The sequence below is a fragment of the Streptomyces nigrescens genome (genome assembly GCF_027626975.1).
Lineage (GTDB): Bacteria > Actinomycetota > Actinomycetes > Streptomycetales > Streptomycetaceae > Streptomyces > Streptomyces nigrescens.
Window position 1 is genome coordinate 3,527,806 of sequence record NZ_CP114203.1, and the last position, 13,702, is coordinate 3,541,507.

The window sequence follows — 13,702 nt, forward strand, 5'->3', positions numbered from 1 at the left end:
GCGTCTTCTGGTTGAGCGGGCGTGTTGTCAGGAGCTGGCGTTGTCATTGGTGTTGCCCTTCACGGAGACGAAGCCGAGTGAGTTGCCGTCCTCAGCTCCGCGTTGTACGGCGGCCTGTATGTCTTGTCTTGACAGCCCCGAGGGATGGTTCGCGTTGGCCAGGGAAGCGGCGCGCTCGGTGACTGTGCGCAGAGATTCCTGATTGTTCTCCATCTCGCCGGCAGCACTGTAGAGGGCATCACCCTTGGGGTCGCGTACGAATCCCCCGGTGATGGAATCAATGAGCCTGCCACTCACATCTCCCGCTGCGGCGCCGACAAGTGCCCCTCCGATGGGTGACACGATGTGGCTAGTGCCGACGCCGACGCCGATTCCGACGATGGTCTTCGCCCAACCACCACTGTCGGTCAGCGCCTTGTTGAACTTCGAATCGTTGTCCACGGCGCCCTGAACAACCGAATCCTTGCGCGCGTTGTCAATAATGCTTTCGATCTGGCCGCCCCGACGAGTGACCTCTTCCAGGGTCTCCGAGTTGGTCCTGTCGTTAGCGTCCGGGTGAGCGAAATGATAGTTAAGCACTTCGCTGGTGTACTGGGTCTGGCCGTAGTTGATACCTGCGAACCCGTCTGGGTCCTTGCCCACCGTGTACAGAAAACGGGTTATATCGCGCGTCCCATTCCCTTCAGGGAACAGGAGCGGAGGATTCTTCCCTCGCGGGTAGAGCGAGTCCAGCTCGCCATCGGAGGTACCGTCATCGCGCCCTCCGGAAAGCAGGTGGTGAATGTCCGGCATATATTCGGCCGACATCCTGCCGAGGCTGCCGCCCATGCCGTCGTGGATGGTGCTGTCGTCTTTGGAGACGGTGGTGATGACCTTGCTCATCACTTCTGCCTCGTCCTTGGTGTGGGGCGCACCGGGCTCGGGTGGAGTGCCGAAGTCATGGCCGGTCGTCGCTGCCTCCAGGGCGTGGCCCAGGGAGCTGTAGCCCGCGAGGCCGTCCTTGGTGTCCCCGTCCGGCGTCGAGTCGTCCGGCCAGACACGGTCCTTCATCAGGTACTCGAGATCCTTGTCGGACCCGAAGAAGCCCGTGGACGCCTTGTGGTTGTGGCCGAGCGCCTCCATGAATCCGGTCATGGGGTCGTTTCCCCGGTCCTTGGAGCTGCCGAAGTTCAGATCGGACTCGGTTTGGTATGTCCAGGGGTTGGGGGCACCCTTGATCGACGGATTAAAATTCCGATCCGTATCAAGAAGCTTCTTCCCGTAGTCCTTGAGGAAGTCCGAGTCGTAATTACCGTGCCGCATCAGGTTGCTCATCACCTGGAATCCGTACGGGTTCGCCGCATCGCCGGAGCCAAGCCGCCGCGGCCCCAGATCGAGCATCTCGCTCTTCCAGTGCTTCATAGCGGCGCTGTCGCTGTGGGTAGCGGTTCCCAGTGTGGTGCCCAGGTTCTCCTGCAAGTGCTTGAGCAGGGCGCGACGCTCTTTGTCGGGCTCGGTCGAAGGCTGGTAGGGCTTCTGCTCCGGATCGGCCACCTTGGCCCAGAAGTCCAGAGCCCCCTTGGGTCCCATGCCGACAGCGAGCCGCTCCGAGAACTCCTTGTCATGCTCCTTGACTTCAAGGATGCGATTGAGCTGGCTGAGCTGCTTGTCAGAGAGCTTGCCGCCACTCTTGGTCAGTGCCAAGGCCTGATCGGCTTCGGCCGCGTCGAGTGAGGTGTGGACCTTGGTGTTGAACCCGAGGTTCTTCGCGCCGTTCGCATCACGACGCAGCGCGTAAGTCAGTCCCTCGTCGGCAACGGTTGCACGTTTGACCACCGTAGCGATGCGGTCTCGCAACGCCTGGATTTTCTCGTCCCGCTGCTTGAGGTACGTGTGATCGGGATCAGCATTGCGTCCGGCGCTTCGAGTGGGGTCGGCGTCGACAATGGTCCCATCCTCGGTGACCTTGAGCTTGTCGGCCGGGGCATCTTCCTCCACGATCCGGCGGAGCTGCTTCTGGAGGGTGTGGAGCTCCTCATGCGCATCCTGGAGGAGTCGCGCGATGCCGCGGGATTCATCGGCTGCGGCCTGGTACTGCTTGCGCAGCTTGGCCAGGGCAGCCTGAGCCTTGTCGGCGGCCTCGCCCTCCCAGTCGGCTTTTAAGAGATTGGCAACGCGCGCATCGAATAATTCAGTGAGACCCTGGTACTTCTTCGGAACGAGATGCCATTCGTCGGCAGCCGATTTGAGCTTGCCGAGGTTGGCGTGCATGATGTCGGAGAAATCGACCATTTTCACTTGCCCCCGTGGTTGATCGAGTTCATCCGGGCCTGCTCTCCCCGATCGGTGTCCTTGTACGCCGTAGCGGTGTTGTGCAGGTTTGCGCACGCATCAGACAGCTGCTCACTGAATTTGACGGCTTCGTCCGCCCATCGCGCTCGCATGGCGTCAAGTCCGCCCGCACTCTCCCAGCCCTGTAGGCCGATGACCGAGTCATCGGTCGCGTTCAGGGCAGCCAGGCCTACCTGGTCAGTGTCGGAGCGGATCGCTTCCAGGGCACTCTCTGCCTTGGTCAGCGTGGCGATGTGCACTGACGCCTGCCCGCTCCCTGCGCCGGCGTATCCGTCGATGTTGGCCGAGTTGAGCTGCATGGCAACGTTCTGCTTCCGCGCAGCATCAGTCAACGTGCCATCAGAGTTGTAGCGGAAGGGATTGAGCCGACGGTCCCAGTCCTCGTTGTAATTCACATGCCCCCCGTATCGCCAGTGGATTCGACGCTCTGTTGAGCTAGATCACTGCGACGCGCAAGCGTAGCTGAGAGCCTCGTGCTGAGGTAGCGACGCGGCGGTCCACCGCCTTGCTGCGCACGACGCATCGTCGCTTACCAGCCAGAGCCCAACCAGTGAAGGACAGGCCGGGCATGAAACCGCCCAACGGCAGCATCTGGGTACGGGCTCGCCGCTGCGCCGGTCCAGGACAGCAGGCGATCGGGTGACCTGCCACGCAGTCGGCGCGTGGCGCCCCGCGGTACTTCATCGGCCGTGCTGGCCTCCCCCGCGGCATGCAGTCGGATCAAGGCCGCATCTTCGGCGTGACCGATTCAGGCCGCCCGGCAGGTCGGGCGCTGACTTCGGAAGACGCGCTGTCGTCGTCACAACCAGTGCATCTCCGCAGCTCACAGGGGCTGCCAGACGGCCAGCCCTTGACTGCGGCTCCTGCCGGGGACTCGAACCTGCGGCCAAGCAGATGACGCGGTCCCGACCGCCGACCATGCCGCGTCAGGGGCCGCACCGCGGCCCGCGTACAGAACCCGTGGGCAACGGGCACCACGCGCACCCCCGCCCCGGCCCCTACCGCCCCGCAGTGCCCGTCCATGACGAAATTCGCACCCGCTGCGCCCCCACCCGCTGACGTGCCGTCAGCCGCATCCAGCACCGATCCAGCGACGGTACGCATAACCAGGGATGACGACAGGTGACGAGACGTCAGCAAATCCAGCACGGATCCAGCAACGGGAACGACAACGGGGTCGACCCCATCCAGGGCCGACCCCACCTGACCTGCACATTTGCCAGATCGCTACGCCAATGCTATGACGCCCGTCACACGTTGAACCGGAACTCCACCACATCCCCGTCCTGCATCACATAGTCCTTGCCCTCCATGCGGGCCTTGCCGGCCGCGCGGGCGTCGGCGACCGAGCCGGTTTCGACCAGGTCGGCGAAGGAGATGACCTCGGCCTTGATGAAGCCCTTCTGGAAGTCGGTGTGGATGACACCGGCCGCCTCGGGGGCCGTGGCGCCCTTCTTGATGGTCCAGGCGCGGGTTTCCTTGGGGCCGGCCGTCAGGTAGGTCTGCAGGCCGAGGGTGTTGAAGCCGACGTGGGCGAGGGTGGCGAGGCCGGGCTCGTCCTGGCCCACGGACTGGAGGAGCTCCAGGGCCTCGTCGTCGTCCAGCTCGGCGAGGTCGGCCTCCAGCTTGGCGTTCAGGAAGATCGCCTCGGCGGGCGCGACCAGGGCGCGCTGCTCGTTCTTGAAGTCCTCGTCGGTCAGCTCGTCCTCGTCGACGTTGAAGACGTAGAGGAAGGGCTTGGTGGTGAGGAGGTGGAGGTCGTGCAGGAGCTCCTCGTTGCCGGAGCCCTGGACGATGCCCGCGGCGAAGAGCGTGTCGCCCTTCTCCAGGATCGCCTTGGCCTCCTCGACCGCCTTGACCTTCGGGGCGATGTCCTTCTTGATGCGCGACTCCTTCTGGAGGCGCGGCAGGACCTTCTCGATGGTCTGGAGGTCGGCGAGGATCAGCTCGGTGTTGATCGTCTCGATGTCGCTCTTGGGCGAGATCTTGCCGTCGACGTGGACGACGTTCTCGTCCTTGAAGGCGCGGATGACCTGGCAGATCGCGTCGGACTCGCGGATGTTCGCGAGGAACTTGTTGCCCAGGCCCTCACCCTCGGAGGCGCCGCGGACGATGCCCGCGATGTCGACGAAGTCGACGGTCGCCGGGAGGATCTTCTGGGAGGAGAAGATCTCCGCCAGCTTGGCCAGACGCGGGTCGGGGACGCCGACGACACCGACGTTCGGCTCGATGGTGGCGAACGGGTAGTTGGCCGCCAGCACGTCGTTCTTGGTCAGGGCATTGAACATGGTCGACTTGCCGACATTCGGCAGACCGACGATTCCGATCGTGAGCGACACGTGGCGACTCGACTTCCGAGCGAGAGGTGGTGGGGTGGGCAGCGGCCCCGGGAGGGCCGATCCACCAGTCTACGGGGCGGCGCGGGCCGAGCGGCCGCCACCGGGACAGGTCCGCGCCGCGCCCCGCCCCCGGCCCGTAGCGAACTCGGCCGCAAGGTCGGCGAAAGCGCGTGTCCCGCGACCGGTTAATACCACTTAGCGGCCTACCGTTGCCGGGTGGAGCAACACGAAGCGCGCACGCCCCAGCACAGCCCGCCGCGGTCCGGACGGCCGCCAGCGGGCCAGGACGCCCGGCTCCCGCGCCCCGCGGAGGCCGTGACCCCCGATCCCGACGACGCCTTTCTCTCCGCGATGCGGGCCTCCGGGTTCGCGTCCGTACCGGCCTCCGCCACGGCCGCCGTGCACGCCGCGCCGCGTGGTCCCGCGCCGGCCGGGGCCCTCCGGGCACCCTCCCGGCCGGCGGCGGCCGCGGTCCCCGGACGCGGCCCGGCTCCCTCGGCGGGCGCGGAGTCCTCCGCCGTCCACCGGGCGCCGCCGCGGCGCCCGGCCCCCGACCCGCCGGCCGGCCCGCAGCGCCGGATGCCGGCCGCCAAGCTCACCGGTCTCGGCTGCTGGCTGCTGGCGACGCTGGCGCTGCTGGCGTTCGCCTTCGTGGACCGGCTGCTGTTCGGCGGCGCACCGACCGCGTACGGCGTCTGCTACCTGCTGGTGGGCATCGGCGCGGCGGTGTGGGTGCGGCCGTACGACCTGGTCTGTGCGCCGGTCACCCTGCCGATCGCCTTCACGCTCGGCGCGCTGCCGATCCAGCACGGCGGGGACGGCTTCGAGGGGCTGCTGATGGGCCTCTTCACCGTCCTCGCGCTGAACGCGGGCTGGCTCTACGCGGGCACGCTGGTCTGCGCGCTGCTCGCGATCGTCCGGCGGGCGCTGATCATCGCCCGTCGTCGGGCCAGCCGACCGGTGAGTCGACCGCAGAGCGCACCGCGCGGGCAGCAGAACCGGCCGCCGACGCGGTCCGCCGACCGGACCCGGCCGCGGCCCGGGAACCGTCCGAGGCAGGTGGCTCGCCAGCCCGAGCGGCGTGCGCAGCCATCGCGGCCCCCACAATCCCCGCATTGTTCTGAAGCTGAGCCGGCACGATCTCGGCCCTGATGCCCTCGATCAGCGGCAGGAACTTCTCCGCTTTACGGCTCACCCCGCCGCCGATCACGAACAGTGCGGGCGAGAAGAGCATCTCCACATGGGCGAGGTACTTCTGGACCCGGTGCGCCCAGTGCTGCCAGCTCAGGCCCTCGTCCTCCTTGACCTTGGTGGAGGCGCGCTTCTCGGCGTCATGGCCGTGCAGCTCCAGGTGGCCGAGCTCGGTGTTGGGGACGAGGCGGCCGTCGATGAAGATCGCGCTGCCGATGCCGGTGCCGAGGGTGAGCACGACGACCGTGCCGGTCCGGTCGCGGCCCGCGCCGTAGCGCATCTCGGCCAGCCCGGCCGCGTCCGCGTCGTTGAGCACCGTGACGGGGCTGCCGGCGGCCTCGCCGCTCAGCCGGCCGGTGAGCAGGGCGTCGGCGTCCAGGCCGATCCAGCCCTTGTCGACATTGGCGGCGGTACGGGTCGTCCCGTCGGTGACCACACCGGGGAAGGTCGCCCCGACCGGCCCCGACCACCCGAAGTGGTCCACGACCTCCTTGACGCAGTCCGCGACCGCTTCCGGGGTGGCCGGGTGCGGGGTCAGTACCTTGTAGCGCTCCTCGGCGAGATCGCCGCGCGCCAGATCCACCGGGGCGCCCTTGATGCCCGATCCGCCGATGTCCACACCGAAGACCCTCATGGGAAAAGGCTAGGCGCGGACGGGGCGGCTCGCCCCCGGGATGAGTCGACTCATGGCCCGGACGGCGAACCGGCAGCGGCGGGGGTCAGTCCTCGGTGGCCGCCTTGGCCTCGGCGCGCAGGTCGCGGCGGAGCTCCTTGGGCAGCGAGAAGTGGATGGACTCCTCGGCGGCCGTGAGGGTCTCGACGTCCTCGTAGCCGCGCGCGGCGAGCCAGTCCAGGACACCGTGGACGAGAACGTCGGGGACGGAGGCACCGGAGGTGACGCCGACCGTGCCGACACCCTCCAGCCAGGCCTCGTCGATCTCCTCGGCGTAGTCGACCAGGTGGGCGTCGCGGGCGCCGGCGCCCAGCGCCACCTCGACGAGGCGTACGGAGTTCGAGGAGTTCTTGGAGCCGACGACGATGACCAGATCGGCCTCGGCGCCCATCTGCTTCACCGCGGTCTGACGGTTCTGGGTGGCGTAGCAGATGTCGTCGCTGGGCGGCGAGAGGAGGTTGGGGTAGCGGCCCTTGAGGGCGTCCACCGTCTCCATGGTCTCGTCGACCGAGAGCGTGGTCTGGGAGAGCCAGACGACCTTGTCGGGGTCGCGGACCTCGACGTTCTCGACGTCCTTGGGGCCGTCGACGAGGGTGATGTGCTCGGGCGCCTCACCGCTGGTGCCGATGACCTCTTCGTGGCCCTCGTGGCCGATCAGGAGGATGTCGTAGTCCTCCTTGGCGTAGCGGACGGCTTCCTTGTGCACCTTGGTGACCAGCGGGCAGGTCGCGTCGATGGTGGCGAGCTTGCCGCGCTTGGCCTCGTCGTGGACGACCGGGGCGACGCCGTGCGCCGAGAAGATGACGATGTTGCCCTCGGGCACCTCTTCCGTCTCTTCGACGAAGATCGCGCCCTTCTTCTCCAGGGTCTTCACGACGTACTTGTTGTGCACGATCTCGTGGCGTACGTAGACGGGGGCGCCGTACTGCTCAAGGGCCTTCTCGACGGCGATGACGGCGCGGTCCACGCCCGCGCAGTATCCACGGGGGGCGGCGAGCAGGACCCTGCGGCGCGAAGCGGCTTCGCCCGGGGTGGTGGCGGGAGTCGGGCTGGGCGAGGAAGTCATGCGTCCCATCGTAAAGGCGCGCCCCCGCCCCCGAAGATCGCACCGCTGGCCCAGACTGAGGGCGGCACGCAGCGAGGAGGCACAGATGCCGGTCACGGGCGGCGGTGGGGAGGAGGGGGCGGCAGACGGCGCCGCGGGCGGGGGCGGGGGTTCCGCCGCTACCGGGGCGCTGCGGCGGACGCTGACCTTCCGGGATCTGCTCGTCTACGGGCTGCTGTTCATCGCCCCGATGGCGCCGGTCGGAATCTTCGGCGCGCTGCAGGCCACGTCGCACGGTGCGGTCACCCTCGTCTACCTGGTCGCGACCGTCGCGATGGCGTTCACCGCCTTCTCGTACGCCCAGATGGTGCGGGTCGCCCCACGGGCCGGGTCGGTCTACACGTACGCCCGGGTGGGGCTGGGCGAGGGCGCGGGGTTCGTCGCCGGATGGATGGCGATGCTGGACTATCTGCTGATTCCGGCGGTGGCGTATCTGTTCTCCGGGATCGCGCTGCACGCCCTGGTGCCGTCCGTGCACCCGTGGGTGTGGACGGCGCTGGCGGTGGCCGTGACGACGCTGCTGAATCTGTCGGGCGTACGGACCGCGGCCCGGGCCGGGTTCGCGGTGCTGGCGATGGAGATCGTGGTGCTCGCGGTGTTCGTGGTGTCGGCGGTCGTCGAGCTGGTCGTGCACGGGGCTCCGCGGGGCTGGGCCGAGCCGCTGACCGGTGAGGGCGGTTTCTCGGCCGGGGCGGTGCTGGCCGCGGTGTCGGTGGCGGTGCTGTCCTATCTGGGCTTCGACGCGATCGCCTCGTTCGCGGAGGAGGCCGGGGGCGGGGAGGGCGGCCGGGGGCCCGGCGGGCCGGACCGGGTGGCGCGGGCGGTGCTGAGCTGTCTGGTGGTGGCCGGTGTGCTGTTCGCGGTGCAGACGTATCTGGCGGCGCTGCTGATGCCGGTGAGCGCGGCGGAGCTGGCGGCCCGGCCCGCGGAGCAGGGCGCGGCGTTCTACGCCACGGCCGACTCGGCGGTGGGCCGGTGGCTGCAGGACCTGGTGGCGGTGAGCAAGGCGGTCGGTGCGGCGTTCGCGGCGTTGGCGGGGCAGGCCGCGGCCGGCCGGCTGCTGTTCGCGATGGCCCGGGACCGGCGGCTGCCGGGGGCGATGTCGAAGGTGGACGCGGGCAGCGGGGTGCCGCGCCGGGCGCTGCTGGGGGCGGCCCTGGTGACGCTGGTGGCGGCGGTGGGCGCGGCCCGCAGGGACGACGGGCTCGCACAGCTGTCGTCGATCGTGAACGTGGGGGCGCTGACGGCGTTCGGACTGCTGCACGCCTCGGTGATCGGCTGGTTCTGGGTCCGCGGACGACGGGGGCGCCCGCCGCTCGGGCGGGGCGGAGGGCTCGTCGGGCGGACCGCGGAGCTCGTCGGGCGGAGCGGGGAGCTCGGTGGGCGGAGCGGAGGGCTCGTCGGGCGGACCAGGGAGCTCGGAGGAGGGCCACCGAGTGTGCTGCGGCATGCGATGGTGCCGTTGCTGGGGCTGGCGGTGGTGGTCGCGGTGGTCGTCGAGGCGTCCGCCACCGCGCAGCTCGTGGGCGGGGTCTGGCTGGTGTCGGGGCTCGTGGTGCTGGCGGTGCAGCACGGTGGACGGGCGCGGGCGGGCGGGGCGCGGGGCTGACGGGGACCGGCCGCGGCTGCGGGGGCGGCGGGCGGTGACCGGCGGCGGGAGCGGCCGGGGGGGCGACCGGCGGCGGGGGCGCAGACCGGGCCGGACGCCGGACCGGACGCCGGACCGGACGCCGGGCCGACGGACACGGCCGCGGGGCGCCTCCCGGCCGGCCACGGGCCGCGCGGCCGCGGCCACTGTCAGTGCCCGCCGCTACTCTCGCTCGTATGGCTGTTTCTACGTCCCCGGAAACGCCGATCCCGGTCGGCGAGGTGTCCCGGCTCATCGGCGGCTGGATCGAGCGGCTCGGCGCGGTGTGGGTCGAGGGGCAGATCACCCAGCTCTCACGGCGGCCCGGCGCGGGGGTGGTCTTTCTGACGCTGCGTGACCCGTCGTACGACATCTCGGTGAGCGTGACGTGCTACCGCCAGGTCTTCGACAAGGTCGCCGATGTGGTGAGCGAGGGCGCCCGGGTGGTGGTGCACGCCAAACCGGAGTGGTACGCCCCGCGCGGCCAGCTGTCGCTGCGGGCCGCCGAGATCAAACCGGTCGGGGTCGGTGAACTCCTCGCGCGCCTTGAGCAGTTGAAGAAGTCTCTGGCCGCGGAGGGGTTGTTCGCGGCGGACCGCAAGAAGCCGCTGCCGTTTCTGCCGCAGCTGATCGGGCTGGTCTGCGGCCGGGCGAGCGCCGCGGAGCGGGACGTCCTGGAGAACGCCCGGCACCGCTGGCCGGCCGTCCGCTTCGCGGTGCGCAATGTGCCGGTGCAGGGCGTGCATGCCGTCCCGCAGGTGGTCGCGGCGGTCCAGGAGCTGGATGCGCTGCCCGAGGTGGACGTGATCATCGTGGCCCGGGGCGGCGGCAGCGTGGAGGATCTGCTGCCGTTCTCCGACGAGCAGCTCGTACGGGCCGTGAGCGCGGCCGTGACCCCCGTCGTCTCGGCGATCGGCCATGAACCGGACAGTCCGCTGCTGGATCTGGTCGCCGATCTTCGGGCCTCGACGCCGACGGACGCGGCGAAGAAGGTGGTGCCCGATGTGGGCGAGGAGCTGGCCCGGGTCGAGCAGCTGCGGGAGCGGGCGCGGCGGGCGGTCGACGGCTTTCTGCAGCGGGAGGAGCGGGGGCTGGCGGCGGCGCTGCAGCGGCCGTGCATACAGCGGCCGCAGCGGATGATCGAGGACCGCGAGGAGCAGGTCACGGCGCTGCTGGAGCGTGGCCGCCGGACCCTGGGGCATCTGCTGGACCGCGCCGACTCGGAGCTGACGCACACCCTGGCGCGGGTGGTCGCGCTCTCCCCCAAGGCGACGCTGGAGCGCGGCTATGCGGTCCTGCAGAAGCCGGACGGTGCGGCGGTGCGCTCACCCGGGGAGGTCGGCGCGGACGAGACCCTCCGGGCCCGGGTCGCCGAGGGCGAGTTCACGGTGCGGGTGGACGGCGCCCCGGGCGCCGCCACGGCCGCCGAATAGTGCACGGACAGACTCTTAGGGTGGGAGACATGGCGAAGGCGAAGACGGACGACGCGGCGGACGCGGAGCAGGGTGCGGCGGCCGGGGTGGCGCAGGTGGCCCCGGTGGACTCCACACTCGGCTATGAGCAGGCGCGGGACGAGCTGATCGAGGTCGTCCGCAGCCTGGAGGCGGGCGGCACGACGCTGGAGGAGTCGCTCGCGCTGTGGGAGCGCGGCGAGGCGCTGGCGAAGGTCTGCCGCCGCTGGCTGGACGGTGCGCGGGCGCGGCTGGACGCGGCGCTGGCGGAGTCGCCGGACGAGGCCGGGGCGGAGCACGCCTAGGAGCGCGCCTAGGGGGTGTCTCTCCCTGGGGGCGGCCCCAGCTGCCTTCCGGACCCCGGAACAAAAGCCGGTCCCTGTGAACCGACTCACAGTGATCCCATTTTAGTTGAAACTTAATCTATTCCGTTTACAGTGGTTCCCGTAGCACCCTGTGACGGCACCGCACTCACCGCAGTGCCAGCAGGACCGCCTGACCTGAACCCCCCATCTGACTCACCGAGGTGCCCTTTATGTCTCTCGCCCTTGACGCCGCCGCTCAGGACCTCCTGTTCCGTGAGGCCCAGACCGCCAACACGTTCACGGACGAGCCGGTGACGGACGAGCAGATCCAGGCCATCTACGACCTGGTGAAGTACGGCCCGACCGCCTTCAACCAGACCCCGCTGCGGATCACCCTGGTCCGTTCCGAGGAGGCCCGTCAGCGTCTGGTCACCCACGCCATGGGCGCCAACGGCCAGAAGACCCTGACCGCGCCGCTGACCGCGGTCCTCTCCGTGGACCTGGACTTCCACGAGAAGCTGCCGAAGCTCTTCCCGGCCGCCCCGGGCATCAAGGACTCGTTCTTCTCCCAGGCCGCGGCCCGCGAGGTGGCCGGCACCCAGAACGCCACCCTCCAGGCCGGCTACTTCATCGTCGGCGTCCGCGCCGCGGGTCTGGCCGCCGGCCCGATGACCGGCTTCGACTTCACCGGCATCGACAAGGAGTTCTTCGGCGACGGCAAGCAGAAGTCCTTCCTCGTCATCAACATCGGCAAGCCGGGCGCCGACGCCTTCCACCCGCGCTCGCCGCGGCTGGACTTCGACGAGGCCGTCACCGCCGTCTGAGCCCGCTCCCGCAGCTCCACGCATGAGGCCGCCGCACCCCGGAGGGTGCGGCGGCCTCATCGATGTTCCGGCTGGTCAGCCCTTCTTCGCCACCAGCGCGGCGGCCAGATCGGCGAGCCGCCCGTACGGCGCGGTGCCGGTGATGACCGTGGTCACCCCGGACTCCTCACGGACCAGCGCCCGGTACTTGTCGCCCTGGTAGCGGTCCCACTTCTTGCTGCCGACGGCCTGCTTGCCCTCGGCCTTGGTCGCGCCGAGCGTGACGTCCTTGATGAACTTCCGCGGCATGGCATCGCTCTGCTCGATGGCCGCGTACTCCTGCTCCGGGTCGAGCATGCCCAGATGCCAGGCGCCGCCCTTGCCGTCCTCGCTCGCCTTGTACGAGACGGAGGTGGCGCGCCAGGCCTTGGGCAGCCCCTCGGGCGCGGCGACCGCATAGGGCGCCGCCCGACGGGCCGTGATCAGTTCGACGCGGTAGTCGACCCGCTTGACCGCGTTCCTCGCCGCGTCCGCGCTCTCGTCGTGCGGGATGAAGATGTAGATCGCCCCGACGAGGATGCCGATCACCGCCAGCGACAGGACCATGTCCCGCACCGTTTGCCTGCCTCGCATACCTGCCACGCCCCTATGGTCCCCTATGGCCGCCGCGGACCCGACAGGCCCCCCGGTGATGGTCGTGACCTGCGCAAACAACCGGCCCGCCGACTCCCCCGCGGCTGCTCATGCGTGGGGCCCTCTGCTCATTTTGGCGAGGTACGGATAAGGTCGGTATCACCCTCATCCTTCACGGCCGTCGCCGTACAGAAAGGTGCGCTCGATGACCGAGCATCATCTCCCGTCCCCACTCGAGGTCAGCCCCGAGGCCCCGGACCGCAACCTCGCCCTGGAGCTCGTCCGGGTGACCGAGGCCGGCGCCATGGCGTCGGGCCGCTGGGTGGGACGAGGTGACAAGAACGGCGCGGACGGCGCGGCGGTCAAGGCCATGCGCGCCTTGATCCACACCGTCTCGATGAACGGCGTCGTGGTCATCGGGGAGGGCGAGAAGGACAACGCCCCGATGCTCTACAACGGTGAGCGCGTCGGCGACGGGACCGGCCCGGAGTGCGACGTGGCCGTGGACCCGGTGGACGGCACCACGCTGACCGCCAAGGGCATGGCGAACGCCGTCTCCGTGATGGCGGTGGCCGAGCGCGGCTCGATGTTCGACCCGTCCGCGGTCTTCTACATGGACAAGCTCGCCACGGGCCCCGAGGCCGCCGACTTCGTCGACATCACGGCACCGGTGGCCGTGAACATCAAGCGGATCGCCAAGGCGAAGAAGTCCGCGGTCGAGGACGTCACGGTGGTCATCCTGGACCGTCCCCGCCACGAGGGCCTGGTCAAGGAGGTCCGGGAAGCCGGCGCCCGGATCAAGTTCATCGCCGACGGCGATGTCGCGGGCGCGATCATGGCGGCCCGCGAGGGCACCGGCGTGGACCTGCTGCTGGGCATCGGCGGGACGCCCGAGGGCATCATCGCGGCCTGTGCGCTGAAGTGTCTGGGCGGCACCTTCCAGGGCAAGCTGTGGCCCAAGGACGACGAGGAGCGGCAGCGCGCGCTCGACGCCGGGCACGACCTGGACAAGGTGCTGGAGATCGACGACCTGGTCCGCGGCGACAACGTCTTCTTCGTCGCCACCGGCATCACCGACGGCGAACTGCTGCGCGGTGTCCGCTACCGCGCAGAGAACGCCTACACCCAGTCCCTGGTGATGCGTTCCAAGTCCGGCACCATCCGCCAGATCGACTCCCAGCACCGGCTGTCGAAGCTGCGCGCCTACAGCTCGGTGGACTTCGAGCGCCCCAGCTAGCGGCGCC

Annotated in this window: 11 protein-coding genes and 1 pseudogene; 6 read left to right on the top strand and 6 right to left on the bottom strand. The window is 69.6% G+C overall.

The genetic code is table 11. The features are described 5' to 3' along the window. Positions 1-27: 27 nt before the first annotated feature. From STRNI_RS15730 to ychF, 3 genes are all read right to left on the bottom strand, one after another. Entirely contained in the window at positions 28-2,271 is a 2,244-nt protein-coding gene (locus STRNI_RS15730; RefSeq protein WP_277411439.1) for a hypothetical protein, read from the bottom strand. A gap of 2 nt (positions 2,272-2,273) precedes the next feature. After that, on the bottom strand, positions 2,274-2,726 hold the full coding sequence (locus STRNI_RS15735) for a hypothetical protein (RefSeq protein ID WP_277411440.1): 453 nt from the start codon (positions 2,724-2,726) through the stop codon (positions 2,274-2,276). An 855-nt stretch (positions 2,727-3,581) separates the two neighbouring features. Further along, positions 3,582-4,670 (bottom strand): redox-regulated ATPase YchF, encoded by a 1,089-nt coding sequence (gene ychF, locus STRNI_RS15740; RefSeq protein ID WP_018089359.1) that lies wholly within the window; start codon positions 4,668-4,670, stop codon positions 3,582-3,584. A gap of 579 nt (positions 4,671-5,249) precedes the next feature. Between ychF and STRNI_RS41375 the strand changes: the two are divergent. Further along, positions 5,250-5,540: pseudogene (locus STRNI_RS41375) on the top strand (DUF6542 domain-containing protein); the annotation flags it as partial. A gap of 61 nt (positions 5,541-5,601) precedes the next feature. Here the strand turns inward: STRNI_RS41375 and ppgK are convergent. After that, positions 5,602-6,495 carry a polyphosphate--glucose phosphotransferase gene (ppgK, locus tag STRNI_RS15745; RefSeq protein WP_266439267.1) on the bottom strand — a complete coding sequence of 298 codons (894 nt, stop codon included), beginning with the start codon at positions 6,493-6,495 and terminating at the stop codon, positions 5,602-5,604. Positions 6,496-6,580: 85 nt separating this feature from the next. Further along, positions 6,581-7,600, bottom strand: coding sequence for a 4-hydroxy-3-methylbut-2-enyl diphosphate reductase (locus tag STRNI_RS15750; protein ID WP_051104100.1), 1,020 nt, complete (start codon positions 7,598-7,600; stop codon positions 6,581-6,583). An 85-nt stretch (positions 7,601-7,685) separates the two neighbouring features. On the opposite strand from STRNI_RS15750, the gene STRNI_RS15755 reads away from it, so the two are divergent. The 4 genes from STRNI_RS15755 (at position 7,686) to STRNI_RS15770 (ending at position 11,846) form a co-directional block, all read left to right on the top strand. Further along, positions 7,686-9,248: an APC family permease gene (locus tag STRNI_RS15755; RefSeq protein WP_277411441.1), complete on the top strand. Its 1,563-nt coding sequence runs from the start codon at positions 7,686-7,688 to the stop codon at positions 9,246-9,248. 215 nt (positions 9,249-9,463) lie between these two features. After that, on the top strand, positions 9,464-10,699 hold the full coding sequence (gene xseA, locus STRNI_RS15760; protein WP_262042054.1) for an exodeoxyribonuclease VII large subunit: 1,236 nt from the start codon (positions 9,464-9,466) through the stop codon (positions 10,697-10,699). Positions 10,700-10,728: 29 nt separating this feature from the next. Continuing rightward, positions 10,729-11,022 (top strand): exodeoxyribonuclease VII small subunit, encoded by a 294-nt coding sequence (locus STRNI_RS15765; protein ID WP_277411442.1) that lies wholly within the window; start codon positions 10,729-10,731, stop codon positions 11,020-11,022. 230 nt (positions 11,023-11,252) lie between these two features. Further along, positions 11,253-11,846, top strand: coding sequence for a malonic semialdehyde reductase (locus STRNI_RS15770; protein WP_018089353.1), 594 nt, complete (start codon positions 11,253-11,255; stop codon positions 11,844-11,846). A 75-nt stretch (positions 11,847-11,921) separates the two neighbouring features. On the opposite strand, the gene STRNI_RS15775 is transcribed toward STRNI_RS15770, so the two are convergent. After that, entirely contained in the window at positions 11,922-12,458 is a 537-nt protein-coding gene (locus STRNI_RS15775; protein WP_277413256.1) for a DUF4245 domain-containing protein, read from the bottom strand. Positions 12,459-12,663: 205 nt separating this feature from the next. Here STRNI_RS15775 and glpX point away from each other — a divergent pair, with 205 nt between their 5' ends. Then, positions 12,664-13,695: a class II fructose-bisphosphatase gene (glpX, locus tag STRNI_RS15780; RefSeq protein ID WP_093637586.1), complete on the top strand. Its 1,032-nt coding sequence runs from the start codon at positions 12,664-12,666 to the stop codon at positions 13,693-13,695. Positions 13,696-13,702 lie beyond the last annotated feature (7 nt).

Bases quoted from the DNA above. Each gene is read 5' to 3' on its own strand.
- glpX (WP_093637586.1), top strand. From the start codon at position 12,664: ATGACCGAGCATCATCTCCCGTCCCCACTCGAGGTCAGCCCCGAGGCC.
- STRNI_RS15750 (WP_051104100.1), bottom strand. From the start codon at position 7,600: ATGACTTCCTCGCCCAGCCCGACTCCCGCCACCACCCCGGGCGAAGCC.
- STRNI_RS15770 (WP_018089353.1), top strand. From the start codon at position 11,253: ATGTCTCTCGCCCTTGACGCCGCCGCTCAGGACCTCCTGTTCCGTGAG.
- ppgK (WP_266439267.1), bottom strand. From the start codon at position 6,495: ATGAGGGTCTTCGGTGTGGACATCGGCGGATCGGGCATCAAGGGCGCC.
- STRNI_RS15765 (WP_277411442.1), top strand. From the start codon at position 10,729: ATGGCGAAGGCGAAGACGGACGACGCGGCGGACGCGGAGCAGGGTGCG.
- STRNI_RS15775 (WP_277413256.1), bottom strand. From the start codon at position 12,458: ATGCGAGGCAGGCAAACGGTGCGGGACATGGTCCTGTCGCTGGCGGTG.
- STRNI_RS15730 (WP_277411439.1), bottom strand. From the start codon at position 2,271: ATGGTCGATTTCTCCGACATCATGCACGCCAACCTCGGCAAGCTCAAA.
- xseA (WP_262042054.1), top strand. From the start codon at position 9,464: ATGGCTGTTTCTACGTCCCCGGAAACGCCGATCCCGGTCGGCGAGGTG.
- STRNI_RS15755 (WP_277411441.1), top strand. From the start codon at position 7,686: ATGCCGGTCACGGGCGGCGGTGGGGAGGAGGGGGCGGCAGACGGCGCC.